19 protein-coding genes are annotated in these 25,483 nt (G+C 70.1%); 3 read left to right on the top strand and 16 right to left on the bottom strand.

The features are described 5' to 3' along the window. Positions 1-42: 42 nt before the first annotated feature. The 8 genes from GSI01S_RS08305 to GSI01S_RS08270 all read right to left on the bottom strand — a co-directional run bounded on the left by GSI01S_RS08305 (position 43) and on the right by GSI01S_RS08270 (position 13,761). Positions 43-801: an MTB12 C-terminal domain-containing protein gene (locus GSI01S_RS08305; protein ID WP_006896082.1), complete on the bottom strand. Its 759-nt coding sequence runs from the start codon at positions 799-801 to the stop codon at positions 43-45. A gap of 111 nt (positions 802-912) precedes the next feature. Then, positions 913-4,008 carry an SDR family NAD(P)-dependent oxidoreductase gene (locus GSI01S_RS08300; protein WP_006896081.1) on the bottom strand — a complete coding sequence of 1,032 codons (3,096 nt, stop codon included), beginning with the start codon at positions 4,006-4,008 and terminating at the stop codon, positions 913-915. Continuing rightward, positions 4,001-5,344, bottom strand: a complete 1,344-nt coding sequence (locus GSI01S_RS08295) for a beta-ketoacyl [acyl carrier protein] synthase domain-containing protein (protein ID WP_006896080.1) — start codon at positions 5,342-5,344, stop codon at positions 4,001-4,003. The genes GSI01S_RS08300 and GSI01S_RS08295 overlap by 8 nt, the downstream gene beginning before the upstream one ends. Continuing rightward, positions 5,341-6,114 carry a thioesterase II family protein gene (locus tag GSI01S_RS08290; protein WP_006896079.1) on the bottom strand — a complete coding sequence of 258 codons (774 nt, stop codon included), beginning with the start codon at positions 6,112-6,114 and terminating at the stop codon, positions 5,341-5,343. Before GSI01S_RS08290 ends, GSI01S_RS08295 begins: the two co-directional genes overlap by 4 nt. An 834-nt stretch (positions 6,115-6,948) precedes the next feature. Beyond that, positions 6,949-7,575, bottom strand: coding sequence for a GNAT family N-acetyltransferase (locus GSI01S_RS08285; protein WP_006896077.1), 627 nt, complete (start codon positions 7,573-7,575; stop codon positions 6,949-6,951). Further along, entirely contained in the window at positions 7,572-8,888 is a 1,317-nt protein-coding gene (locus GSI01S_RS08280; RefSeq protein ID WP_006896076.1) for a SidA/IucD/PvdA family monooxygenase, read from the bottom strand. Before GSI01S_RS08280 ends, GSI01S_RS08285 begins: the two co-directional genes overlap by 4 nt. Further along, a complete protein-coding gene (locus GSI01S_RS08275; protein WP_006896075.1) occupies positions 8,885-12,394 on the bottom strand; it encodes a non-ribosomal peptide synthetase in 3,510 nt (1,169 codons plus the stop codon). The genes GSI01S_RS08280 and GSI01S_RS08275 overlap by 4 nt, the downstream gene beginning before the upstream one ends. Beyond that, positions 12,391-13,761 carry a salicylate synthase gene (locus tag GSI01S_RS08270; protein WP_006896074.1) on the bottom strand — a complete coding sequence of 457 codons (1,371 nt, stop codon included), beginning with the start codon at positions 13,759-13,761 and terminating at the stop codon, positions 12,391-12,393. Before GSI01S_RS08270 ends, GSI01S_RS08275 begins: the two co-directional genes overlap by 4 nt. A gap of 114 nt (positions 13,762-13,875) precedes the next feature. Here GSI01S_RS08270 and GSI01S_RS08265 point away from each other — a divergent pair, with 114 nt between their 5' ends. Next, positions 13,876-15,513, top strand: coding sequence for a (2,3-dihydroxybenzoyl)adenylate synthase (locus tag GSI01S_RS08265; RefSeq protein ID WP_006896073.1), 1,638 nt, complete (start codon positions 13,876-13,878; stop codon positions 15,511-15,513). 5 nt (positions 15,514-15,518) lie between these two features. Here GSI01S_RS08265 and GSI01S_RS08260 read toward each other — a convergent pair whose 3' ends face one another. Further along, complete coding sequence (locus tag GSI01S_RS08260; protein ID WP_006896072.1) at positions 15,519-16,358, bottom strand: sulfurtransferase; 840 nt, start codon at positions 16,356-16,358, stop codon at positions 15,519-15,521. Positions 16,359-16,448: 90 nt separating this feature from the next. On the opposite strand from GSI01S_RS08260, the gene GSI01S_RS08255 reads away from it, so the two are divergent. Beyond that, on the top strand, positions 16,449-17,024 hold the full coding sequence (locus GSI01S_RS08255) for a TetR/AcrR family transcriptional regulator (RefSeq protein WP_006896071.1): 576 nt from the start codon (positions 16,449-16,451) through the stop codon (positions 17,022-17,024). Here GSI01S_RS08255 and GSI01S_RS08250 read toward each other — a convergent pair. Continuing rightward, entirely contained in the window at positions 17,009-17,878 is an 870-nt protein-coding gene (locus GSI01S_RS08250) for an SDR family oxidoreductase (RefSeq protein ID WP_006896070.1), read from the bottom strand. The genes GSI01S_RS08255 and GSI01S_RS08250 overlap by 16 nt on opposite strands. A 97-nt stretch (positions 17,879-17,975) precedes the next feature. Next, the gene (locus tag GSI01S_RS08245; protein WP_006896069.1) at positions 17,976-19,091 is read right to left on the bottom strand and encodes an amidohydrolase family protein; all 1,116 of its coding nucleotides are present in this window, start codon (positions 19,089-19,091) and stop codon (positions 17,976-17,978) included. Between the two features lie 143 nt (positions 19,092-19,234). Here GSI01S_RS08245 and GSI01S_RS08240 point away from each other — a divergent pair, with 143 nt between their 5' ends. After that, the gene (locus GSI01S_RS08240) at positions 19,235-20,389 is read left to right on the top strand and encodes an FAD-binding oxidoreductase (RefSeq protein WP_006896068.1); all 1,155 of its coding nucleotides are present in this window, start codon (positions 19,235-19,237) and stop codon (positions 20,387-20,389) included. A 21-nt stretch (positions 20,390-20,410) separates the two neighbouring features. Here GSI01S_RS08240 and GSI01S_RS08235 read toward each other — a convergent pair whose 3' ends face one another. The 5 genes from GSI01S_RS08235 to dnaK form a co-directional block, all read right to left on the bottom strand. Then, positions 20,411-20,812 carry a DoxX family protein gene (locus tag GSI01S_RS08235; protein ID WP_006896067.1) on the bottom strand — a complete coding sequence of 134 codons (402 nt, stop codon included), beginning with the start codon at positions 20,810-20,812 and terminating at the stop codon, positions 20,411-20,413. Positions 20,813-20,938: 126 nt separating this feature from the next. Further along, positions 20,939-21,355: a heat shock protein transcriptional repressor HspR gene (locus GSI01S_RS08230; RefSeq protein WP_006896066.1), complete on the bottom strand. Its 417-nt coding sequence runs from the start codon at positions 21,353-21,355 to the stop codon at positions 20,939-20,941. A 6-nt stretch (positions 21,356-21,361) separates the two neighbouring features. Continuing rightward, positions 21,362-22,540: a molecular chaperone DnaJ gene (dnaJ, locus tag GSI01S_RS08225; RefSeq protein WP_006896065.1), complete on the bottom strand. Its 1,179-nt coding sequence runs from the start codon at positions 22,538-22,540 to the stop codon at positions 21,362-21,364. A gap of 110 nt (positions 22,541-22,650) precedes the next feature. After that, the gene (gene grpE / locus GSI01S_RS08220) at positions 22,651-23,262 is read right to left on the bottom strand and encodes a nucleotide exchange factor GrpE (protein WP_006896064.1); all 612 of its coding nucleotides are present in this window, start codon (positions 23,260-23,262) and stop codon (positions 22,651-22,653) included. Continuing rightward, a complete protein-coding gene (dnaK, locus tag GSI01S_RS08215) occupies positions 23,259-25,103 on the bottom strand; it encodes a molecular chaperone DnaK (protein WP_006896063.1) in 1,845 nt (614 codons plus the stop codon). The genes grpE and dnaK overlap by 4 nt, the downstream gene beginning before the upstream one ends. Between the last annotated feature and the right edge of the window lie 380 nt (positions 25,104-25,483).

Below are 25,483 nucleotides of genomic sequence, written 5' to 3'. Positions count from 1 at the left end.
ACCCGGGGCGATCGCCCCGGGTCCTTCCTGGTCCAACGGTCCTTACAGGTTGCAGGGAATGTTGGCGTACGAACCGAGTTCACAGATGGACGAGTTGGTGAGCTTCCAGCGCCCGTCCTTCCACACCCACTTCATCGTCATGTAGGTGGGCTGGTATCCGGGCGAGGACAGCTTGAGACGCGCGCTGGCGATGTTGCCGTTGACCGTCACCGGGTCGACGATCCGGTAAGTCAGCCCCATCGGCTTGAACTTCGCGGCCAGACCGAGGATGCCCTGCGCCTGGTTCACCGCGCGGGCCCCGCCCTCCAGGCGCTGAGCCTTCTGCGCGTTCGAGGCACCGGAGGCGAGGTAGTCCATCTCGGCCTGCAGTTGCGCGGCCGTCGGCTTCGTCGGCCCCTGCGCGGTGGGCGTCTGCTGCTGAGCAGCAGCCGGAGCCTGCGCCGCCGGAGCGTCCGCGGCGGGCGCATCGGCGACCGGCGCATCGGCGGCGGGAGCGTCGGCGGCCGGGGCGTCCGACGAAGGGGCGGCACTGTCGGACGCCGGGGCGGCGGCGTGCGGCTGCGTCTGCTGCGCACCGAGATTCACCACCGTGGCGGGGGCCTCCTGCGCCGCGGCACGGTTGCCGCCGACGTCGCTGAGCATCAGACCGACCAGTCCGATGGAGAGCACGATCGCCGAGACGACCGCCGAGATGCCCGCCGCCATCATCACCGTGGGCCAGTTGATCGACGTGCCCGACTCCTCGGCCGCCGGCGCCGGCTCAGCGGCGATCGGCTGGGTGACCTGCTCTTCGTCATACATGCGGTAATTGAACCAAACCTTAAGAAGGTAAGTCTAGCCTTAGTACGGTTACCCTGGTCACGGATTCGTCCGTTTCGCTGCGCGCCCCACACCCGGAAGATGACGCGAGCGCTACGCGGCCTCGTCCATCAACGCAACCACCTCATCGAGGCTGGCGCCGCCCAGGATCGCCTCCACCGGAAGGTCGCACGCCAGCGCGGTCTGGACCCGTTTGCGGAAGTCGAGTGCCTGCAGTGAGTCCATACCCAGCGCCACCAGCGGCGCAGCGGGATCGATGTCCGTCGCCGCGAGACCCATCGCGACCGCCAACTCGTCGATCAGGTTCGCCGTCAAGTCGCCCGATCGAGCAGGTGCCGGCGGCGTCTCCGGTACCTCGGCCGGCGCCGTCTCGGCTTCTTCGGTGTGCTCCGTCTCGACCGCGGCGTCGGCTGCCGCGGCCTCCTCTTCGTGTCCCGATTCCGGTGCGCCGACGCGATCGGGCACCTCCTCGATCAGCACGCCCGACCCGGTCATCTCCAACAGATGGCGCAGGTCCGGCCAGGACGCCGCCATCACCACGGCATCGCCCCCGTGAACGGCGAGACCCGCGTCGAGTGCCGCGGTCGGCGCCATCGGCACCACGCCCGTCGCCGTGACGCGCGCCAGCCCGTCGGCGTCGAGCGGTCCCTGCACCGCCCACAAGCCCCAGGCGAGCGCGACGGCGTCCACCCCGGTCGTCCGCAGCCGGGCGGCCTCCACCTCGAGGAGACGGTTCGCGGCGGCGTACAGCGCCTGTCCCCGGCCTCCAAGGGTGGCTGCGAGCGACGCACAGAGCACGACCCGCGGTGCGCCCCCGATCCCGTCGAGAACCCGGGCGAGTCCGCTCACCTTCGCATCCACGGCGCGCCGCACATCGGCCTCGGTGATCTCCGACAGCGGCCGCTCGACGTAGTCGAGCGCGGCATGCACCAGAGTGGTGACCGGAGGCAGATCCGCCAGCTGCGCCGGCTCGGTGTCCGAGGTGAGGTCGCAGCGCCGCAGGTCTACGTCCACTCCGTGACGCCGGGACAACCGGGCGGCGACGCGATGAGCCGTCTCGTCGCCGCCGGAACGACTGAGCAGGGTGATCCGGCGCGCACCGTCGCGCGCGAAGCGTTCGGCGACGGCGAGTCCGACCTTCCCGGTGCCGCCGGTGATGACGGCGTGCGTGAGATCGAGGTCGGCGACCGACCCCGCTTCCGTCGGCATCAGTCGCTTGACGAGTACCGCGCCGTCTCGCAGTGCGATCGCCGGCTCGCCCGCGACATGGACGGCCGCTAGCACATCGTCAGCCGAGACCGGCTGCCGCGCAGGGAGATCGAGCTGCGCGACGCGCACCCCGGACTGCTCGGTGGCCAGGCAGCGCAGTCCGGCGACGGCCGCGGCGTGCACCGGGTCGGCGACGTCGCCGTCCACTGCCGTCTCCGCCCCCGTGCTGACGATCCACACGGTCGGCGGGAGTTCCGCGAGACCGCCGCGCCAGGCCGAACCCGCCAGGACCGCGGCGAGCTCGGCTTCGACGTCGTCGCCGCGCGCGGGCAGGAGCACCAGTGCGGCGTCGACCTCACCGATCTCGGCACCGCCGTCGGGTACCTGCCAGGCCACGGCGCCGTGCTGCGGCGCGGCCGAGCAGATGCCGGCGGCGAGACTCAGATCTGATCCGGGAAGCGCCAGCACCGCCATGCGCTGCGGGGCAGCCGAGCGCCGGCTCGCCGGACGCTGCCAGCGGACGTCGAGCACACGCACGTCGTGGTCGGCGGGCGGTGCGGCCCACCCCGGGCGGTTGACGGCGTCTCCGACGCCGGCGTCCGGCCTGGCCCACAGGCGGGTCTTGCGCATCGGCGAGTTCGGGAAGGCCTCCAGCGGGAGCCCGCGAGTGCGCCCGCGCACCTCCCAGCTCGACCAGTCGAAGGTCAGGTCGGTGGCCGCGACCGTCACGACGTTGCGAGTGAAGAGCGTGTGATCGGTGCACTCGCGGCGGCGGGTGCTCAGGATCGTGGCATCGGGCGAGCCCGCCAGCGTCTCCGACAACGCCAGCACCAGCGTCGGATGCTCGGCGATCTCGATGTAGACGTCGGCTCCGGCGTCTGCCGCCGTGTGAACCGCTCGGTCGAACCGGACGCGGTTGCGCAGGTTCCAGAACCAGTAGTCGCGCACCGGGGTCGACGGCTCGATCGCCTCCCCGAGCGTGGCGCCGATGCACGGGATCCGGGGATCGGTGAACGTCCGGCCGAGACCGTAGGCGTCGAACGCCGTCTGGAACTCGTCGGCGAACTTGCTGACGATGCTGGTGTGCGCCGGGTAGGCGACGCGGATCTCCTTGGCGAACTTGCCCTCGGCCTCCAGCGCGGCGATCAGCCCGAGCACCGCCTGCCGTTCCCCCGACACGCACAGGATGTGCTCGGAGTTCACCACCGACAATTCCATCCATCCGGAATTGCGGGCCAGCAGCGCCTCGGCCTCGTCGAGACTGATTCCGACGACGGCCATCGTGTACCCGCGGGGCGCCACCGCGTCCACCGCGCGTGCCCGCACGGTCACCACGATCAGCGCGTCGCGCAGACTGGCGATGCCGCTGCGCACCGCCGCGGCGATCTCGCCCTGACTGTGTCCCACGGTCATCGACGGTCGGACGCCCGCCGCGTCCCACATTGCCGTCAGACCCAGCATGTGCATGAACAGCGCCGGCTGCACCACCCGCACGTCGTCGGTCTGTTCCGCGTCGCCGCGGCCGAGGACGTAGTCGATCGGCGACGTTCCGAAGAGGTTGAGCGAGGCGGCGTGACACTCGTCGACGGCGGCGCGGTAGGCGGCGGAGCGGTCGTAGTCCACCGCACCCATGCCGGGCCGCTGGCTGCCCTGGCCCGGGTAGACGTACGCGAAGCGGTGTGCGGCGGCGGTCCCGCGGACCACCGCGGGGTGCGATCGGCCGGCGGCGAGCGCATCGAGTGCGCCCAGCAGCTCATCGCGGTCGGCGACCGCCGCGATCGCACGGTGTCGGCGGACCGGCCGGGCGTCGAGCAGATATGCGGCCGCCCGCTGCGCGTCGACGGCCGGATGCGCCCGCAGATAGCGCGCGATGGAGGCCGCGAACCGGCCGAGCTGGTCTTCGGCGTCCGCGGAGACGACCACCGGGATGCGACCGTCGGGCAAGAGGTACTGCGCACCGGTCTGAGGCGTGTCAGGCATTCGGGGCCTCCGGCATGTCGACGATGAGATGGGCGTTGGTTCCGGACACGCCGAAGCTGGAGACGGCGGCGAAACGGTGGCCGTCGCGCGCCGGCCAGGGTTCGGTGGCGGCGGGCAGTCGCAGCCCGGCGGTGTCCCAGTCGATCTTGTCGGTCGGCTCGTCGGCGAACCGCGTGCCGACGATCGTGCCGTTCCGGCCGCATTGCAGGACTTTGACGAGACCGAGGATTCCGGCCGCCGCCTGCGCGTGTCCGGCGTTCGATTTCACCGACCCGACGGCGGCGGGACGGTCGTCGGCCCGGGCGGCGCCGTAGACGGCCGAGAGCGCGTCGAGTTCCATCGGGTCGCCCAGAGTGCCGGTTCCGTGCCCCTCGATCAGGTCGATCTGTGCCGCGTCCACGCCGGCGGCGGCGAGTGCGCCCGCGATCACCCGGCGCTGGGCGTCCGCGCTCGGCACCACGATCGGCGCCCCGGAACCGTTGTGGTTCACCCGCGATCCGGCCACCACTCCGTAGATGCGGTGTCCGGCGGACCGGGCCGCGCCGGCGCTCTCCAGAATCACCGCGCCGGCGCCCTCGCCCCAGACGGTGCCGGAGGCCCCCGCCGAGTACGAGCGGCACCGTCCGTCGGCGGCGAGCGCATTGTTGCGGGAGAACTCGAAGAACGCTCCCGGCGACCCCATCACGCACACGCCGCCGGCGATCGCCCAGTCGCATTCGCCGGAGCGGATCGCTGCGGCCGCCTGATGCACGGCGGTGAGCGACGACGCGCACGCGGTGTCGACGGTGATCGCCGGGCCCGTCAGTCCGAGGGCGTGCGAGATCCGTCCGGACACCGAACCCAGTGCGGTTCCGGCGATCCGGTGGCCGGAGTAGTCGTTCACGGCTGCCACCGTGGGTCCGTACTCCATGCCGGAAGCTCCGAAGAAGACTCCGATCTCCCGGCCGTCGAGGGCTGCGGGGTTGACGCCCGCGTTCTCGACGGCCCGCCAGGCCACCCGGAGCGCGACCCGCTGCTGCGGATCCATCGCCGTCGCCTCTCGCGGGCTGAGACCGAAGAACTGGGGGTCGAATTCGGCTGCGCCGTCGAGGAATCCACCGGCGTCGGGCACGGCACCCCAACCGGGAACGCGGTCGAGGGAAAGCAGTTGGTCCACCGGCCAGCCGCGGTCGCGGGGCATCGGCCCGATCAAGTCCTCGCCGGCGGCGAGGGCTGCGTAGAAGTCCTCCGGGGTGTCGATGCCGCCCGGCGCCTCGACCGCCATGCCCGCGATCACGACAGCGTCGTCGGGTGCCGAATCCGCTCCTCCGGCGACGTGCGGGTGGTGCGCGGTCACCGGGTTCCTCCGCCCGTCGCGGTCCGCACCAGCAGGTCGACGAGCGCGTCCGGATGTTCGTTGAGGTAGAAGTGACCTCCGTCGACGAGGCTGACCTCCACCTCGTGGGCGTGGTCGGACCAGGAGTGGAGCTGGTGCGGCCGGATCACCGGATCGTCCGCTCCGCCGACCACCTGGATCGGGGTCGACACCCGCACGTCGGCGGCGCAGTCGTAGGCGTCGAACGCCCGGTAATCGGCTCGGAGCACCGGCAGCGCCATCCGCATCACCGAGTCGCTGCCCATCACCGCGCCGCCGGTGCCCTGCAGGCCCGTCAGGTGTGCCAGCAGGTCCTCGTCGGAGTCGGGATGCTTCGGCAGTTGAGCCACTCGGCTCGGCGCGGTAGCCGCTGAGACGATGAGCCGTCGGGGTGTCGTGCCCTGCGCCTCCAGCAGTCGGGTGAACTCGAAGGCGACGATCGCGCCCATGCTGTGCCCGAACACCACCACCGGACGGTCGGCGAAGTCGGCGGTGGCGGTGAAGGCCTCCGCGGCTTCGGTCGCCAACTCTCCGAGTCCGGTCGCGGCGTCCTCGCGCATCCGGTCCTGCCGTCCCGGATACTGCATCACGCGGACGTCGAAGTGAGCCGACAACCGCCCCGACAGGTCACGGTACGACGACGCTCCCCCGCCCGCGTGGGGGAAGACGAGAAGGATCGGCGCGTCGGCGTCGGCCGGCTTGTGAAACGCCCGGAGTGCGGGTGCCTTGCGAGTGGTCGCGGGTGTAGTCATCTCTTGTTCCCAAAGTCGTGCGGTGTTTCAGTGGTCGAGCAGGTCCTCATGCCGGGGCCCGTTGAGCGAGTCCTCATCGCCATGTTGGTTGAGCAAGCCCTCATTGCCAGGCTGGTTGAGCGAGCCGCCAGGCTGGTTGAGCCACCCTCCAGGTTTGTTGAGCGAGCCTCCAGGCGGGTTGAGCGAGCGAAGCGAGTCGAAACCACCGGACGCAGGCTGAGTCCACAAAACGCGGAGCGGTCCCACCCTGCGCGAGCGATCGTTTCGACTCGCTGCGCTCGCTCAACAATCCTCGGGGGACTCGCTCGCTCAACAAACCTGGGGAGACTCGCTCGCTCAACAAGCCTGGAGAGAGCCACGCTGCCCGCTGGACGAACACTCAACCCCAGGCCGGTTGAGCCACCCTCCAGGCTGGTTGAGCGAGCGAAGCGAGTCGAAACCACCGGACGCAGGCCGAGTCCACAAAATGCGGAGCACTCCCAGCCTGCGCGAGTGATCGTTTCGACTCGCTGCGCTCGCTCAACAAACCTCGGGGGACTCGCTTGCTCGACAAACCTGGGGAGACTCGCTTGCTCAATAAACCTGGAGAGAGCCACGCTGCCCGCTGGACGAACACTCAAGCCCAGGCCGGTTGAGCCACCCTCCAGGCTGGTTGAGCGAGCGCAGCGAGTCGAAACCACCGGGCGCAGGCTGAGTCCACAACACGCGGGGCGGTCCCAGCCTGCGCGAGTGATCGTTTCGACTCGCTGCGCTCGCTCAACAAACCTCGGGGGACTCGCTCGCTGAACAAGCCTGGGGGGAGCCGCTCGCTGAACAAGCCTGGGTGAGGGGTGCTCAGGCATGGGGGGAGCTCCTCTCGCGGGGGAGCAGGTGGAGGGCGATACGGCGGTCCGGGCGGACCTGGAATTCGCCGTGATCGGTCCAGCCGCGCTTGGTCAGGGCTCGGCGCATGGGAGTGTTCGACGACGCGGGTTCCACGGCGATGCAACGACAGTCGGGATCGGCGGCGAAGAGTGCGTCGGCGAGTTCGCGGATGAACGCCGAGATCTCCCCGCGGCCGAGCAACTCCGGATCAGCCGTCGCGACGTGGAGACCGAGGTCGTGCGGGTCCACCGGATACAGGCGGGCGATCTCGTCGCGCGCCACGCGGTAGATCTCCAGGTACCCCGCATCAATGCCCTTGCGGGAGAAGATGATCGGCCGCGAGTAGTCGCCGTCGAGGCGATACCGGGCGTCGTCCCGCCAGCGTGCCGCGGACCATTCCTGTTCCCAGGTCTGCACCAGGTGCGGCCGCGCGAACCACTCCTCCAGCAGTGCCGGGTCGGCTCCCCCTGGCTCCACCGTGCGCAATGCGAACGCGCCGATCGTCGACGGCACCGGCGGGGCGCCCGCCTCGCGCACCGCGTCTGAGACGTCGGTCAGCTCGCGCTCGATGCGGTATCCCGTATCGGACGCACTCATCGCTTCGCTCCCGTCCGCGCCGCCGACCGATCCACCGCACTGCGCAATACCCGATTGGAGAGCTCGCCGAGGCAGCTCAGATTCGGAAAACCGGGGCCCTGCGCGAAGCCGGCCAGATTCGGCAGATACAGCGCCTGCGACAACCCTTCGACCGCCAGATCGTGCCCGATCGCCGTCTCCAGACGCGGTAGGTCGGGCCGTCCGCCCAGCGCCAGCTCGAGTTCGTCGACGCTCTCGGCGTCGAACAGGTCCAGGAACCACAGCGGTCGACCGCCGGTCGCGTCCACCACCAGATCGAACGAGTGCTCGGCCGCCGACCGGCCTGGGTTGCCGAGGGTCAACGCCACCGACTCCCCCACCCGTCGCGCGGCGGTCACTCGGCCTCGCAGGTGGTGGATCCGCTCGTCGGCCAGCAAGTTCTCCTGCACGCTCACCGAGAACACGCCGCGGTCGGTCCGGCGGATCACATCGCGCCGCTCCGCCGCGGGCAGCGACGGCCACCCCGTCGGATCGGAGAACACCGAGTTCTCGAAGTAACTCTCGCCGCGGGTGTAGATCGTCGGTGCCGGTGAGATGACCGAGATCGACATCACCTCGTGCCGGACCAACTCGTCCAGCGCCGACGCCGCGGTCTCACCGCCGCCGATCACCGCGGCCCGCGACGACGCCGGAATCGCCCTGCGCGACACCGCATCCCAGAAACCGGCCACCGACAGTACGCGGGGATCGTCGAGCAGCGGCTCGTCACTCGAACCCGGTCCGGTCACCAGCAGTCCGTCGCCGTCGACGCTGTCGAGACCGCCGTCCGACGTGCGGAAGTCGACGCTCCATCCGCCGTCGACCACGCGGACGCGCTCCACCGTGCCGATGTGCAGTTCGGCCCCCGATTTGGCCGCCGCCCAGTCCAGATAGCGAGCCCACACGTGATGGTGCGGGTTGGGCCGGCCGCGGTCGATCCATTCGGTGTACGTCTGATGCGCCACCAGGAACGCCATCCAGCTGTACTCCAGCATTCCCGCGTTGATCTGCGCGGCATGAGTGCGGTGCGGCGCGCCGCGGTACGGGAAGCCGAGGTCCTTCTCCGGGCTGGTGCCGAGCCGGTGACGACCGTCGGTCCAGCCGCCGAGCGGAAGCCAGTTGCCGCCCACCCCGTACCGGTCGACGATCACCACGCGCGGCGCGGGCAGGCCGAGATCGGCCATCACCTTGGCCTTGGCGGCCACCGACAGCGACTTGGGTCCGGCGCCGATCGCCACCAGCGTGCCGGCGGAGGAGGCGTCGGACGCTCCGGCGTCGGGGCGGTTCACGGTCACTGCGCCATCAACTCCTCATCGTCCATCGCGGCGATCTCCAGGTAGATCGTCGCCACGCGCTCCAGCCGTCCCGCCCGCTCGTCGGCGGCGTCGAGTCGGCGCGCCAGCTCCGCCACGGTCCGCGCCGCGAAGATGTCGGCCACCCCGGCCTGCGGCGCGTCGAGCAGGTCGCGGATCCGGGCGATGACGGTGGTGGCGAGCACCGAGTCGCCGCCCGCGGCGAAGAAGTCGTCGTCGATGCCCAGTTCGCGATCACCGCCGAGGACACCGGCGACGATGTCGAGCAGAGCGCGGTGCAGATCGGTCTCCGGCGACCGCCGGGGCGCGCCGACGTCGGACGCGCCGCTCAGACTCGCGGTGATGGCCGCGCGGTCGAGCTTCCCGTTGCCGGTCAGCGGGAGCTCGTCCCGGACCTGGAGCACCGCCGGAACCATGTACGCCGGAACCAGTCCGGCCAGCCCGGCGAGCAGGCCCTCCGGTGACGGCGCGGCACCCGGTTCGGGTGCCACCGCGGCGGCCAGCGTGACCGGTCCGTTCCCCTTGATCAGCACCGCCACCGCATGCCGCACGTCGGGCAGCGAGCGCAGAGCACCTTCGATCTCGCCGAGTTCGACGCGGAACCCGCGGATCTTCACCTGATTGTCGGCGCGGCCCAGGAACTCGATCGTGCCGTCGGGCCAGTAGCGCGCGAGGTCACCGGTGCGATACCACCGGCGGCCCTCGAACTCCACGAACCGTTCCGCGGTGCGCTGCGGCTCGTTTCGGTAGCCGTGCGCGACGCCGTCGCCGCCCACCCACAGCTCGCCGGTCACCCAGTCGGGGCAGTCGGCACCGAGTTCGCTGACCACTCGGCAGGCCACGTTGTTCAACGGTGTCCCGAACGGGACGCTGGTCCAGTGCTCCGGCGCCCGGGTCACCTCGCACACGGTGCCGTGGATCGCGATCTCCGTGGCTCCGCCGAGACCGGCGAAACGGGCCCGCGGGGCCAGTGCGCGCAGTCGGTCCGGGAGATCGGCGCCCACCCAGTCGCCGCCGAGGAGCACCGCGCGCAGCGAATCACCCAGCGCCGCACCGTCGGCCTCCGTCTCCGCCAACGTCAACAACATGTCGAGCGCGCTGGGGACACAGGTCAGAATGCTCGCGCGGTGGGTCACGAGGAGTTCGCGCCACGCCGCCGGGTCCTTGGCGTCGTCGGCGTCGACGGCGATCACCGCTCCGCCCGCGCTGTACAGGCCGAAGATGTCGTACACCGAGATGTCGAACTCCAGTGCCGCGACCGTGAGCGATCGGTCGTCGGGGCCGACGCCGAAACGCTGATTGATGTCGTCGATGGTGTTCATCGCCGCCCGGTGCGGCACCTCGACGCCCTTGGGAGCACCGGTGGAACCCGAGGTGAACAGCACATATGCCACTGCCTCGGGGTCGGGCAGGTACGGGCCCGACAGCGGTGCCGCCGCCATCGCGTCGCTCAGTTCCAGCGCCGGAACGTCCAGTGCGTCTGGTGCCGCGACCCCGTCGGTCAGCAGCAGCGACGCCTCGCCGGTCCGCAGAATGGCCGAACGCCGCGGAGCGGGTTGATCGTAGGTGACCGGAACCCACACGGCACCGGAGGCGTAGACGCCGAGCGTCGCGATCACCTGGCGGTAGCCCTTGGGAATCTGCACACCGACCGCATCGCCCGGCCGCACTCCCGCCGACCGCAGCGCGGCCGCCACGGCGAGCGCCTGTGCCGCGAGTTCACCGTAGGTGGCGCTCCCGTCGCGCCAGACGAGCGCGGTGCGATCGGGGTGCTGGGCCGAGATCTGGAAGAAGCCTTCGTGCAGCACACGCCCGGAGGTCGGCGCCGCGGTGTCGTTGACCTCGCATCGGACCGCCCGCTGGGCAGCGGGCAGGTGCGGCAGCGCCTCGGCCAGCCAGCCCGCCGTCGAATCGGCGGCGGCGAGCCGGTCGAGCGCATTGGTGAAGTGCTCGAACATGGCCTCCACCACGCCGTCTGGGAACTGGTCGATGCGGACGTCCCAGTTGGTCAGCAGGCCACCGCCCACCTCGGTGACCTGGGCGTCGAGCAACACCTGCGGGCCCTGCGAGACGATGTGCGCGGGCTCGCCGAGCCGGTCGTAGACCTCGTCGGCGAAGAGTTCGCCGAGCCCCAGCGCACTGGTGAAGACCACCGGGGCCAGCACCGTCTCGCCGCGCAGACGGCCGAGGTCGCGAAGCACTTCGAGCGCGCCGTACGCGCTGTGCGCACCGGCTTCGTGCATCCGTCGCTGCACCTCGCGCGCGAGGTCGAGCACCGACCCGCGGCCTGGTTCGGTCAGCGTCCTCAGGTCGACGTCCACCAGGATCGAGGAGCTGAAGTCTCCGGAGACCGACTCGATCTCGTCGTGCATCGGCACTCGCTGGAACAGCGGCACGTTCAGCAGGAAACGCGGTGTGGCAGACCACGCGCCGACGCTCGCGGCGTACACCGCTCCCACGACCGCCGCCGGCGTCACTCCGCGCTCGCGTGCTGCGGCGAGAAGACGTTCGCGGGCCCGAGCGTCGAGCCAGTGGTTCATCCGCCGCACCCGCGGGGCAGCGCTCTGCGACTGCCCGGGCGGGCGGGTCGGCAGGACCGGTCCGCCCGGCAGGTCAGGCAGCCGTGCGGTCCACCATTCGCGGTCGGCGGCGCGTGCCGGATCCGGATGCTCGGCCCGATGCCGCAGGTAGTCGCGGTATTCGATGGCCAGGGGCGGCAGTTGCGCACCGTCGTAGGCCGAGACCAGGTCGCGCAGCAGGGTGCGGTAGCTCATCGCGTCCGCGGCGAGCATGTCGATGTCGAAGTGCAGACGGTGGCGACCGCCGGGAAGCAGAGTGAGCGTGAGGTCGAAGACCTGTCCGGCAGCGATGTCGAGGACCTGGTGGCTCTTGGCCTCGCGCCGCTGCTCGAGGATCCGGTCGATCTCGCCGGGTACGGCCTCGCGCAGATCGTCGACCGTCAGCGCCGGTCGCGGCAGAGTGTCGAGCACCTCTTGGCGTCCGTCGGAACGGAACCGTGCGCGGAGCATGCCGTGGCGGGCGGCGAGCGCCTGCGCCGCCGCGGCGAGCCGGTCGGGGTCCAGACCCGCGCCGTCGAACTCGACGTACAGGTGCGCGGCCACACCGCCGAGGTCGGCGGCACCGGTGCGTCCGACCCAGTACGCGTGCTGCATGGGCGCCAGCGGGAACGCCGCCTCCGACCACGCCGACTCGTCGAACTCGGCAGGCGCGGAAGCCGCTTCGTCCGCCGGGTCTGCGCCGAGCATGACCGCCCAGTCGGCGACGGTCGGGCGGGCGGCGAGGTCGGCGAAGTTGACGTCGTGTCCGCTCTTGCGCCAGCCGCCGGCCAGCCGCATCATCCGGATCGAGTCCAGGCCCAGACCGATGAGGTCGTCCGTGTCGGTGATGGTGGCCGGATCGACGTCGAGCAGCGCGGCGACGTCCTCGCGGACTGCGGCGGCCGTCGGCCGGTCGGTCGGCGCGCTCACCGCGCCGCCCGCACGACGTACGGGGCCACGCTGGCCAGCTTCTCGCAGGTCTCTTCGAACTCCCGCTCGGGGCGCGACTGCCCGACGATCCCCGCGCCGGCGCGCAGCCACACGCGATCGCCCTCAGCGAAGATGGTGCGCAGCGCCAGCGTCGCCTCCAGTTCACCGCTCGAATCGGCGATCAGGACGGCGCCGGAGTAGAGCTCGCGACGCGCGGGTTCGAGCCGGTAGATCGCCTCGAGGGCGGGTGCCTTGGGGATGCCGGAGGCGGTGATCGACGGGAACAGCACGCCCAGCGCCCGCCACGGTCCGGCAGCCGGGTCGAGCCTCCCGGACACCGTGGACGCGAGATGCTGCACGCTGCCGCGTTCACGGACCACCATGTACTCGTTCACCGCGGTGGTGCCGGGCAGCGCCACCGATTCGATCTCGCTGAAGCACGCGCGCACCGACATCGCGTGTTCGGCGATCTCCTTCTCATCGGAGAGCAGGTCTTCGCGGGCGGCGGCGTCCGCCTCCGGCGAGCGGCCGAAGGCACGGGTACCCGCGAGCGGTTCGGTGACCACCGACCCGAGACCGTCGGCGGCGACCACCAACTCGGGGCTGAAACCGGCGGCCTCGAGTCCGCCGAGATGCAGCAGGTACGACCGCGCGGGGTTGTTGCTCTTGCGGCCGCGGACGTAGGTCGCGGGGATGTCGACGTCGAAGCCCACATCGACACTGCGGGACAGAATCACCTTCTGGTATCGGCCGTCGTTGATCTCGCGCACGGCCGTCGCGACCCGGCCGCGGTAGTCGTCGGGGTCGGCCGAGACATCGATCTCCACGGGCTCCGCCCGGCGGATCGACTCCTCCCCGCCGGCGTGGACCGGCAGATCGGCGAGTTCGCGCAGTCGCGCGAGAGTGGCCTCGTCGGCCCCCGGTGCCGAGATCCCGTCCGCGTCCACGAAGGCCTCGAGCCCGGGCACGATCAGATGGGCGAGCACCACGTCGTCACGGACGCGGTCGAGCAGGCCGTAGTGCGGCGCGCAGTAGTCGAATCCGACCCAGCCGTACAGCCGCCACCGGGGCAGACCCAGCCCGGTGAGCGCCTGGTTCAGTGCCGCCGCGGGTTCGCCGTCCCAGGCGATCTCACGAGGCGTGCAGTGGTCGTCTCCGGGCGCCGGATCGACGATGACCATGGTCTTGGTGAGGATGATGCGTGCTTGCGGACGAGCGGCGAACGTCCAGCGTCCGTCTCGTTCGTAGACGACGTACTCACCGAATTCACCCGACGACGCCCATGCGCCGCACACCGCGGCGGCCCGCGCGGCCAGATCGTCGTCGACGGGCGCGTCCCCCACCGGAGAAGCAGGTGCCACAACCATTGTTCAGTCCCATCGTTCACAGCGGAGATCCGCAAGGAAATTAGGTGAGGCTAATCTACATCACCCGCGACTCGTAGGTTAGGCTGCCCTCGTCAACTAGAGCTAGGACCGAGCATGCCATCTTCAGCGGACACTCTCGAAACCGGGTTCGCACCCCATCGGCCCGATCGCGCCGACCTCTACCGCGCCGCGGGCGTATTCGACGATCGCCCCCTGTGGGCACCGCTCGCCGACCGCGCCGCCACCGATCCCGACCGCCCCGCGGTCACCGACGCGGCCACCGGATTCACCCTGACCTACCGCGAACTGCTCGCCACCGCCGACCGCCGTGCGGCCGGATTCATCGGCGCGGGTCTGAAGCCCGGAGAGCGCGTCGTCCTGCAGCTGCACAATTCCGTCGAGTTCGCCGCCACTGCGTTCGGCCTCCTGCGCGCGGGCATCGTGCCCGTCATGGCGCTGCCGGCCCACCGGATCACCGAGATCGCTCATCTCGCCGCAGGCTCCGGGGCGCGCGCCTATCTGTGCGACGACGTTCGCGGCGGCTACGACTACCGCGGGCTCGCCGCCGATCTGCGCGACCGCGTCCCGTCCGTCGAGCACGTCTTCGTCAACGGCGATCCCGGCGTGTTCGCCCCGCTGCCCGATGCCGACGCCCGACCGCCGGTCACCGTCGATCCCGATCTGCCCGCGCTCTTCCTGGTCTCCGGCGGCACCACCGGACTGCCGAAGCTGATCGCGCGCACGCACAACGACTACGCCTTCAACGCGGCCACCTCGGCCACCGTCGCCGAACTGACGGCCGACGACGTGTATCTCGCGGCGCTCCCGGCAGCGCACAACTTCCCCCTCTGCTGCCCCGGACTGCTCGGGATGATCGCAGCGGGCGGCCGCACCGTCTTCACCCAGGATCCCAGCCCCGACTCGGCGTTCGACGTGGTGGAGCGATACCGGGTCACGGTCACCGCGCTGGTCCCCGCTTTGGCCCAGTTGTGGTGCGCGGCAACCGAATGGGAGCCCGCCGACATCTCCTCGCTGCGACTGCTGCAGGTGGGCGGATCCAAACTCGCCGCACCCGATGCGGCCGCGATCGACGCCGCGATGGGCCCGGTGGTGCAGCAGGTCTTCGGCATGGCCGAGGGTCTGATCTGCTACACGAGGGCCGACGATCCACGCGATCTGGTGCACGTGAGCCAGGGGCTGCCGATGAGTCCGCTCGACGAGGTCCGGATAGTCGACGACGCCGGCCGGCCGGTGCCCGACGGCGAGGAGGGCGAACTGCAGGTCCGCGGACCGTACACGATCCGTGGCTACTACCGGGCGCCCGAACACAACCTGCGGTCGTTCACCGACGACGGCTTCTACTCATCGGGAGATCTGGTGCGCCGGCTTCCATCCGGGCACCTCGCCGTCACCGGTCGCATCAAGGACACCATCGTCCGAGCCGGCGAGAACGTGGCCGCCGACGATGTGGAAGAGCACCTGCTGGCGCATCCGCGGATCGCGCACACCGCCGTCGTCGGCCTGCCCGACGACGCGCTGGGTGAACTCATCTGCGCGGTGGTGGTGCCCGGGCGCGACGGCACCGCACCCTCGCTGCCCGACGTCCGCGCCTTCCTCTCCGAGCGCGGCCTCGCGTCGTTCAAGCTGCCCGACCGTCTGCACACCGTCGACGCCCTACCGGTGACCTCGGTGGGCAAGATCGACAAGAGTGCACTGCGTTCGCGCCTGGCGGGTGCGAGCCAGGCGCGATAGCGCGCTCAGCCGCGTTCCACCGGGCGGTCCGGATCGGCCGACCACTGCGAGTACGACCCCGGATACAGCGCCGCGGACACCCCGATCGATGCGAGGGCGGCGATCGTGTGCGCGGCGGTGACGCCCGAGCCGCAGTAGACGACGGCGTCCCGGTCGGCGCCGAGTGCCCGGAAGTGGTCGGCGAGTTCGCCGTACGGCTTGAATCTGCCGTCGGCGGTCACGTTGGCGCCCGCCGGGGCGTTCACCGCACCGGGGATGCGCCCGGGCCTCGGGTCCACCGGCTCGACGTCGCCGCGGTAACGCTCGGGCGCACGGGCGTCGAGCAGGACGGCCGAACCGTCGCGCGCCGCGACCTCGTCGATCGTCACGACCGGCAGATGCCCGCCCGACAGCACCACATTGCCGACGCGCGGAGTCGCATCTCCGGTGGAGACGCGCATGCCCGCGGACTTCCATGCCGCCAGACCGCCGTCCAGAACGGTGACGTCGGCCAGCCCGGCCCAGCGCAGCAGCCACCAGGCGCGCGCCGCCGCCTTGCCCTCCCAGTCGTCGTACACCACCACCCGGGACCCGACGTCGATGCCCCACCGACGGGCCGCGGCCTGCAGGTCGGCGAGGTCGGGCAGCGGGTGTCGGCCCGCGGCAGGCGAGGGCGGTGCCGCCAGTTCGGTGTCGAGGTCGACGTACACCGCGCCCGGCACGTGCCCGGTCCGGTAGTGGTCGTGGCCGGCGTCGTCGCCGAGTTGCCAGCGCACGTCGAGCACCACCGGCGGCCGTGACGACAGCATCGCCTCCACCAGGTCCTCGACTGTGGTGAATACCTGGCCTCGGTGGTCGGAGATCATCGCTGCGGTTCCCTTCGCCTGCGGGTGCGGCCGTGGTACGGCCGAGGTCACCACGACTGTAGGGCACCGGCGACGTGCGACAATCGGGCCATGTCCGAATCACCGTCCGCGCTCGACCCGCTCCGTTCCCGGTTCCTCGACGCCGGCCTGCGCGTCCTCGCCCGCGACGGCTACGGCGGCTTCAAACAGTCGACGGTGTGCGCGGAGACCGGTCTCACCACCGGTGGCTTCTACCACTCGTTCAAGAGCTGGAGGGACTTCGAGACCGCGCTCATCGAGCACTGGAAGACCGAGGCGACGGCCAACGTGGTGGCACAGCTGCGCACCATCGGCAGCCCGGTGGACCGGATACTCGCAGTGGTCGAGGCGTCGCGGAATCTGCCGCACCACACCGAGCGGGCGCTGCGCGTCTGGTCGTCGAAAGACCCCGACGTCGCCGCCGCGGTACGAGAGGTGGACCGGACCCGGTGCGAGGCCGTCGCCGAGTTCGTCGGCGACCTGATCGCCGACCCCGACGAGCCCGAGCAGATCGCCGCGCATTCGCTGATGGTCCTGGTGGGCTACCAGTGCTCGGATGCCGGCCCCGAAGAGTTCGAATGGGCGATGCGCCGCATCGTCGACCGCACTCTCAGTCTTCCGTGCAAGGCCGATCAGACGTCGGAGTAGTCCGCGACCCGCCCCTTCCTCGGTGCGTTGCGCAACGCCGACAGCATCCGCGGGACGCGCCGCAGCGGCAGACGGGCGGGCCAGTCGTCGGTCCGCAGCAGCGCCTCGGTGCCGCCGTCGACGGTGACCACCGAACCGGTCATGAAGTCGGCCGCGGGCGAGAGCATGATCATCACCCAGTCGGCGATCTGCTCGGGCGTGCCGTACTCACGCACCGGCACCGGGTACGAGCGCACCTGAGCGGCCGTCGAACTGGCGAGCTGTTTGCGCAGCAGAGGCGTGAGCACCGGCCCCGGAGCGATGACGTTGATGCGGATACCCGCGGCGGCCCACTGATCGGACACCGCGTGCCGCCGGCACCAGCGGCTCACCGCGATCTTCGACGCCGCGTACGCCGCGGGTCCCGACAGCGGCCCCATCCGGCGCACGATGCGCACAGCTCTCTCGGTCTCGCCCGCCTCCAGCAGTCTGACGGCCCGGCGCGGCACAAACGGCGTCGACGTCGTCGAATTGGAGCCGAACACCACCACCTTGGCTTTGTCGGCCGCGGCCAGTTCGGGTTGCAGACCCATCAGGAGTTCGGTGACGCCGAGCACGTTGACCTCGACGGTCAGCCGTTCCTTGCCGCGCAGCGCGCCCACCCCGGCGGCGAACACGGCGCCGTCGAGCCTGCCGCCGGCCCGGGTCATGATCGCGCGAACCGCATGTGCCCGGCCTGCGCTCGTCGAGAGGTCCGCCTCCACGTCGGCGTCCGCGAGGTCGACGCCGATCACCTCGTGCCCGTCCGCCCGCAGGCGTCGCGCCACTTCGTGTCCCATTCCCGACGCCGCGCCGGTCACCACGTACTTGCCCACGAATACCTCTCTCAGGTGTGATCTCGCCCCCGACTCTAGAACACGTTCTATCCGGCGGCACACCCTTCGGCACCTCGTCGACGCGCCGGCTGACGTCTCAGAATCGGTAGATGCGCTTGGCGTTCCCCGCGAAGAGCTGCGTCAACAGGTGGTCGCCGCGGTCGCCGAGGACGTCGAGCAGTGCGCCGACCGTCATGCCGATCGGCGAGTTGGGGCGGTCGACCGGGGAGTCGGAGCCGAAGATCACGCGGTCGGGACCGAACCGGTCGACCAGATGCAGTACCAGCGGCCCGGCCATGTCGGCCAGTACCGCTCGGCTGGCGATGGTGCCCGACGTCTCCCGGCCGTAGCCGAGGAGCGCGAGGCCCAGTCCCGAGACCTTGACCACCACGTTCGGCCGATTCGCGATCATGGCGGTGCGTTCGCGCCACAGACTCAGGATCTCGGCACGCGCGGCAGCCGTCATGCCGGTCTGCGCGCCGACCGGTCCGAACGCACCCGCGGGCATCCCCATGTGCTCGACGATGATCGTGGTGTCGGGGAACCGCCGGGCGAGCATGTCCAGCTGCCCGAGCTGATGGGAGTAGGCCACCGAGACGAACGCCAGATCACGTTCGGCGAGCTCCTCGAATCCCTTGAGGAAGCTGGTCGAAGCGACCACATCCGGTTCGTCGCACCAGTCCGGCAGTTCGGGATCGGCGTGCCGCGCCCACTTGAACCGGACGGCGCGAACGCGGTCGGAGTACGCGAGCTGACGGTCGAGAGCGGCGCCGAACAGGGGATGTCGCGGGTCGGCTGCCGTGACCGTGGCGCCGAGCGCCGGACCCTTCTGACCGTGCGGAAGCGCCGTGAGGTACTTCAGCTCGTCGAACGACGAGTTCATCAGCGACTCGGGGTCCCTCGCCGGCCGCCAGTGCGACTCCACTTGAACCACGCTCTCCACACCGACGCCCGCGATGGAGAGCAGTGCGACGGCGTCGCTGGAATACTGCGCCGGTTCGTAAGCTGAGGTCAGGATGCTCGAATCGAGACCGTACAGGCGGTCGGCGCTGGTGCCCACGCGGGCGGCGAGCGAGAGGGCCGGCGTGGGCACGAACCGTCGCAGCCGGGGCGCCGACAGCCGCGCGAAGCGGGCGAGCGCCCATGACGACCGGGTGGGGTTGAAGTAGTGGACGTGCGCGTCGACGATTCCAGGGAGCAGTCCACCGAGCATCGTCACACCGCTAGCGTGCCACAACCCACAAGCGGCACGCCGAACAATATCGGGGCCAGTCGGTCACGCCGACTACAGTGGACCACGCCCGGCACCGGGCGGCCCGTGAACACCAGCGACGACGCGGAAAGCGAGCAGGAAGAGTGACTCAGCCCGAGCAGCCGATCCTGGCGCAGACCCGGGCACTCCTGGCGAGCGATCCCGACCGTTTCGCGAGCAGCGTCTTCGCCCGGCTGTTCGCGATGCGGCCCAGCCTCCGAGAGTTGTTTCCGGCCGAGATGGGCACTCTCCGAGCCTCATTCGTGGATGTGATCGACCACGTGCTCGACGCGATCGGGGCACCGGACGGCCACGGCGAGCTGGTCGATTTCCTCGCGCAGCTGGGCCGCGACCACCGCAAGTTCGGCGTCGTCAGCGAGCACTACTGGCTGATCTACGACGCCCTGATGTCGGAGTTCCAGTTCGCCTTCGGCAACCGCTGGACACCGGAGGTGGAGGAGACCGTCGGGCAGGCGATGCTCCTGACCACCGGTGTGATGCGCGGCGCCGCGGAAAGCGCCGAGGGTCCCCCGCGCTGGCACGCCCGCGTGGTGCAGAAGTTCCGGATCACGCGCGAACGGGCCGTGATCCGGCTGATCGCCGATGGACCGCACCCCCCGTACGCCGCCGGCCAGTACCTCGAGACGCAGATCCCGCAGTGGCCCCGGACCTGGCGCAACTTCTCCCCGGCCATTCCCTCGAACCCGCAGGGCGAGTTGGAGTTCCACGTCCGAGCGGTGCCGGGCGGCCGGGTCAGCGGCTCCATCGTGCGAGACACCGCGGTCGGAGACGTGTGGACCTTCGCACAGCGCCACGGCACCATGCACATCGATCCGGCGCGACCGGCGCTGCTGATCGCCGGCGGTACCGGGCTCGCTCCCCTGCGCGCGCTGCTGATCGACCACGCCCGCTTCGGCGAGCCGGCTCCGGTCCACCTCTTCTACGGAACACAGAATCCCGGCGAACTGTACGAGCTCGGCGTGCTCGCACAGCTGGCCGGCGCGAATCCGTGGCTGCGCGTCACCGCCGTCACGGAGAACACCGAGGACCCGTGGTGGCTCACCGGCGGCACCGATCCGCGCGGCTGGGGGCTCGAAGTGCGCTACGGCCGCGTCGGCGAGGTGGCCGCGACGTACGCCGACTGGCGGGGCCGCCAGGTGCTGCTGTCCGGCCCGGCCCCGATGGTCTTCCACACCGCGCTGCGACTACGGGCCGCAGGCGTGAATCCCGACGCGATCCAGCACGACCCGCTGAACTGACCGCCCGGGACCGGGCACTGCCTACGACTGATGCCGGGACGCGACCAGCACTGCCAACGCACCGCCGAGCATCGACACGTTCTTCAGGAACTGGATCTGCTGCATCTTGTGCTGCATCGGATCGTCGATCTCCCAGAAGGCGTGCCCGGCGAAGGTGGTCGGAACCAGCGACGCCGCCAGCAGGACCGCACCGGGCCGTGCACCGAGACCGGTGGCGATCATCGCGCCGCCCAGCACCTGGGCGGCACCGTTGGCCCGGACGATCGTCTCGTTGTCGGTCGGCAGCGGGATCACGGTCCGGATCTTGTCGAGCAGCGGCGACGCCGCTTCGACGCGGGCACCCGGCGCCGTGGCGGCGTCGTAGCCCAGGATCATGTACGGGATGCCGGTGAGGGCGCGGCCTGCGGCGTGGATCAGATTCATGGGGACCTCTCGATAGACGGTGGGTGCTCGGGGCACACGCCGCCGAGGATAGTGGAACCGAAACGGGCAAGGCCGCCGACGGCGGTCGGCGGCCTTGTGGTTCTATCGCGTCGTGGTGCTACCGCGTCAGCGGCTCCGTTTTCCCCGCGGCTGCCACACCACGAGGGCGTTGGTGCGGGGCACCGGAACCAGTTCTCCGTGACGTGCCCGCGACGCCGACTCCATCTGCCGAGTCAGGTCACTGACCCGTCGGCGCAGGGCCTCCACCTCGTCGCTGAGTTCGATGATCCGTTTGATCCCCGCGAGGTTCACGCCCTCGTCCTGCGACAACCGCTGGATCTCGCGAAGCATCTCGACGTCGCGGTTGGAGTAGCGACGCCCGCCGCCGCGCGTGCGCTGCGGGGTCACCAGACCCAGCCGATCGTAGGTCCGGAGGGTCTGGGCGTGCATGCCGGCCAGCTCCGCCGCCACCGAGATCATGAACGTGGCGGCGTCGCCGACGTCGTCATTGCGCGACCGGTCTCCTCGATCGTCGACTGCCATGGGTCATCACCGCCCCCATCCTGCGCGGGGGTCGAATCCACTGGCCCGTTCGGCCTCCGCATACTTCTTCATCGCTTCGGTCGCCGCGTCGTCGAGCTTGGTCGGCACCGCGACCTTCACCGTCACCAGCAGATCACCGGATCCGCCGGATCGCTTCGGCACACCGCGGCCCTTCAGCCGCAGGGTCCGTCCGTCGGAGGTGCCCGCCGGGATCTTGACGCCGACGGAACCGTCGAGCGTCGGAACCGAGATGGTCGCTCCGAGAATCAGCTCCGAGATGGACACCGGCAGTGAGACCTTGAGGTCGTTGCCGCTGCGGGTGAACACCTTGTCGGCCATCACGTGCACGGTCACGTACAGGTCGCCGGACGGCGCGCCGCGCATCCCGGCCTCGCCCTGCCCGGCGAGCCGGATCCGCTGACCGTCCTCCACGCCCTGCGGGACGCGGACGTTGATGGTCCGCGGGCGCACGGTGATGCCGGTGCCCTGGCAGTCCGGGCACGGATCGTCGATCTTGGTGCCGGTGCCCTGGCAGTCGGGGCAGGGTTCGGAGAATCCGAAGTGCCCCTGGTTGCGCGTGACGAAGGCGGTGCCGTTGCAGGTGGGGCACGTGCGCGGGCTGCTGCCCGGCCGTGCGCCGCTGCCGTGGCACTTGGTGCACGGCGACGGGCTCGTGACGCGCAGCGTCACGGTGGTGCCCTGCACCGCGTCGCGGAATGCGAGGGTGGTCTCGGTCTCGAGATCGTTGCCGCGCCGTTGGCGGGGTCCGCCGGCCGACCCGCCGAAGCCGCCGCCGCGTCCGCCCAGCAGGTCGCCGAGCATGTCGCCGAGGCCACCGCCCCCGCCCGCACCGCCGGCCGCGCCGAACAGGTCGCCGAAGTCGAATCCGCCGGCACCGCCCGGCGTTCCGCCGCCGAAACCGTTGCCGCCGCGGAACCGGCCGCTGGCCATCAGGGTCCGGGCCTCGTCGTATTCGCGGCGCTTGGTCTCGTCGGAGAGCACGCTGTGCGCCTCCGACACTCTCTTGAAGCGTTCTTCGGCCGCCGTGTCGCCCGGGTTGGCGTCCGGGTGCAACTCACGGGCGAGCTTCCGGTAAGCCTTCTTGATCTGGTCGGCACTGGCGTCGGAAGAAACGCCGAGGTCTGCGTAGAAATCGCGTTCCAGCCATTCACGCTGGGGAGCCATCAGGCGTCACCTCCTTGAAAAGTCTGTGGTTGTCATGTGTCGCTCCTGTTCGGACACACGGTGGCAGTGGGGCCGCGGGGCCGCCGTGCAACGGCGACCCCGCGCTCGCATCACTGCTCCGGCGCAGCGTCGCTCGGCGCCGGGTCGGTGACCGTCACCATGGCGTGACGGATCACCTTGTCTCCCAGGCGGTAGCCCGTCCGGAAGACGTTGCCGATGACAGGGGTGTCCCCGCTGCCATCATTCTGAATGGCTTCGTGGAGTTCCGGGTCGAATTCCTCGCCCGGCTCCGCGAACTTCGCCAGCTTCTCACCCGAGAGAACGTCGACCAGCTTGTCGGCGAACGCCCGCAGCGGGCCCTCGTCGAGGTCTCCGTGGTCCCGGGCGCGGTCGAGGTCGTCGAGGATGGGCAGCAGCTTCTCCACGAGGATCTGCTTACCGCGGTCGACGGCCTGCAGCTGCTCCTCGGCACTGCGGCGACGGAAGTTCGCGAACTGCGCGCGCTCCCGCTGCAGGGCCTCGGTCAGCTCCGCCACCTGCGCATCGGCCGGGGTGGCCTGGTCGCCGGCCGGCTGGGCCGCCGCGTCATCCGCGGCGGCTTCAGCCTGCTGGGTTCCCGCGCCGTCGCGCACCTCACCCGTCTCCGGGTCGACGCGGCGGTTGTCGGTCACCGTCACCGGCTCTTCGGCGGTGTTCTCCCCGGCGTTGTTACCGGCTGTCACTTGTTCTCACCTTCGGCGGGATCGTCCACGACCTCGGCGTCGACGACGTCGTCGGCTCCGGCGTCACCGGTGGCCGCACCGGCCTCGCCCTCGGCCTGAGCCGCCGCGTAGATCGCCTGGCCCATGGCCTGCGACTCCTCCGACAGCTTCTCAATCGCGCTGCGGATGGCGCCGGTGTCGGTGCCCTTCAGCGCCTCGTTGGCTCCGGTGATGGCCGCGTTGACCTTGTCCTTGACGTCGGCGGGGACCTTGTCCTCGTTCTCCTTGAGGAACTTCTCGGTCTGGTTGACCAGCGACTCCGCCTGGTTGCGGGTCTCGGCCTCCTCGCGCCGGACACGGTCCTCTTCGGCGTGAGCCTCGGCGTCCTTGATCATCCGGTCGATCTCGTCCTTCGACAGACCCGAGCCGTCCTGGATGCGGATGCTGTTCTCCTTGCCGGTGCCCTTGTCCTTCGCGGTGACGTGAACGATGCCGTTCGCGTCGATGTCGAAGGTGACCTCGATCTGCGGAACGCCCTGCGGTGCAGGCGCGATGCCGCCGAGCTCGAACGATCCGAGCAGCTTGTTGTGCGAGGCGATCTCGCGCTCACCCTGGTACACCTGGATCTGCACCGACGGCTGGTTGTCCTCAGCGGTGGTGTAGGTCTCCGACCGCTTGGTCGGAATGGTGGTGTTGCGCTCGATCAGCTTGTGCATCACGCCGCCCTTGGTCTCGATGCCGAGGGACAGCGGGGTCACGTCGAGCAGCAGCACGTCCTTGACCTCGCCGCGCAGGACGCCGGCCTGCAGGGCGGCGCCGACGGCGACGACCTCGTCCGGGTTGACGCCCTTGTTGGGCTCCTGACCACCGGTGAGCTCCTTGACCAGGTCGGTCACGGCAGGCATGCGGGTGGAACCGCCGACGAGCACCACGTGGTCGATGTCGCTGACCGCGATGCCCGCGTCCTTGATGACGGCCTGGAACGGAGTGCGGGTGCGCTCGAGCAGGTCGCTCGTGATGCGCTGGAACTCAGCGCGCGAGAGCTGCTCGTCGAGGAAGAGCGGGTTCTTGTCGGCGTCGACGGTGATGTACGGCAGGTTGATCGAGGTACTCTGCGAGGACGAGAGTTCGATCTTCGCCTTCTCAGCGGCCTCGCGCAGACGCTGCATGGCCATCTTGTCCTTGGTCAGGTCGATACCCGAGCTGGCCTTGAACTTGTCGACGAGCCATTCGACGATGCGCTCGTCCCAGTCGTCACCACCGAGGTTGTTATCGCCCGACGTGGCACGGACCTCGACGACTCCGTCGCCGATCTCGAGCAGCGAGACGTCGAAGGTGCCGCCACCGAGGTCGAAGACCAGGATGGTCTGTTCCTTCTCGCCCTTGTCGAGACCGTAGGCCAGAGCGGCCGCGGTGGGCTCGTTGACGATGCGCAGGACGTTGAGGCCCGCGATCTGGCCGGCCTCCTTGGTGGCCTGACGCTGCGAGTCGTTGAAGTACGCCGGCACGGTGATGACCGCGTCGGTGACGTCCTCACCCAGGTAGGCCTCGGCGTCGCGCTTCAGCTTCATCAGCGTGCGGGCGCTGATCTCCTGCGGGGTGTACTTCTTGCCGTCGATCTCGACGGTCCAATCGGTGTCGCCCATGTGGCGCTTCACCGAGCGGATGGTGCGGTCGACGTTGGTGACGGCCTGGTTCTTGGCCGGCTGTCCGACGAGGACTTCGCCGTTGCGCGCGAACGCGACGATCGACGGAGTGGTCCGCGACCCCTCAGCGTTGGCGATGACGGCGGGCTCGCCGCCTTCGAGAACCGACACCACGGAGTTGGTGGTGCCGAGGTCGATTCCGACAGCACGTGACATGTGTGTTCCTCCTAGTTCCGGCTTGCTGGTGGGGGCCGGGTAGTTCTTTGGGCCGGGAGGGCCTTGTTGGTCTGTGAAACCTCAGCGCCTTCGACTCAGGTTTAATCGAGGATGTTCACCCCGTCAACCTTGTTGAGCCGCTTTCACTCAAGTTTCTCGATGGGTTCAACTGTACGCAGGGACGATTCATTCCGGAGAGTTGAGCGAAGTTGACTCAATCCTGGGTGATGTCCGTCACCGCAGGGAGACGGTCGGACGTGAAGTCAGCATCTGCGCCATCGGCAGACCAGCCGGGCACGTATCGAGCGTCAAAACCATGACCTGTTCCATTCATACGAACAAATGGTGACGCGCGTCACCGGATACCTGAGAACGACCTG

It is taken from the genome of Gordonia sihwensis NBRC 108236, assembly GCF_000333035.1.
Lineage (GTDB): Bacteria > Actinomycetota > Actinomycetes > Mycobacteriales > Mycobacteriaceae > Gordonia > Gordonia sihwensis.
The sequence above is the reverse complement of the archived record's forward strand: the minus strand, read 5'-3'. Positions and strand labels throughout refer to the sequence as shown.

Coding starts and splice junctions, on each gene's coding strand:
- GSI01S_RS08265 (WP_006896073.1), top strand. CDS start 13,876: ATGCCATCTTCAGCGGACACTCTCGAAACCGGGTTCGCACCCCATCGG.
- GSI01S_RS08235 (WP_006896067.1), bottom strand. CDS start 20,812: ATGAATCTGATCCACGCCGCAGGCCGCGCCCTCACCGGCATCCCGTAC.
- GSI01S_RS08270 (WP_006896074.1), bottom strand. CDS start 13,761: ATGGTTGTGGCACCTGCTTCTCCGGTGGGGGACGCGCCCGTCGACGAC.
- GSI01S_RS08285 (WP_006896077.1), bottom strand. CDS start 7,575: ATGAGTGCGTCCGATACGGGATACCGCATCGAGCGCGAGCTGACCGAC.
- GSI01S_RS08300 (WP_006896081.1), bottom strand. CDS start 4,008: ATGCCTGACACGCCTCAGACCGGTGCGCAGTACCTCTTGCCCGACGGT.
- dnaJ (WP_006896065.1), bottom strand. CDS start 22,540: ATGGCTCCCCAGCGTGAATGGCTGGAACGCGATTTCTACGCAGACCTC.
- GSI01S_RS08290 (WP_006896079.1), bottom strand. CDS start 6,114: ATGACTACACCCGCGACCACTCGCAAGGCACCCGCACTCCGGGCGTTT.
- GSI01S_RS08255 (WP_006896071.1), top strand. CDS start 16,449: ATGTCCGAATCACCGTCCGCGCTCGACCCGCTCCGTTCCCGGTTCCTC.
- GSI01S_RS08305 (WP_006896082.1), bottom strand. CDS start 801: ATGTATGACGAAGAGCAGGTCACCCAGCCGATCGCCGCTGAGCCGGCG.
- GSI01S_RS08260 (WP_006896072.1), bottom strand. CDS start 16,358: ATGATCTCCGACCACCGAGGCCAGGTATTCACCACAGTCGAGGACCTG.
- dnaK (WP_006896063.1), bottom strand. CDS start 25,103: ATGTCACGTGCTGTCGGAATCGACCTCGGCACCACCAACTCCGTGGTG.
- GSI01S_RS08245 (WP_006896069.1), bottom strand. CDS start 19,091: ATGCTCGGTGGACTGCTCCCTGGAATCGTCGACGCGCACGTCCACTAC.
- GSI01S_RS08230 (WP_006896066.1), bottom strand. CDS start 21,355: ATGGCAGTCGACGATCGAGGAGACCGGTCGCGCAATGACGACGTCGGC.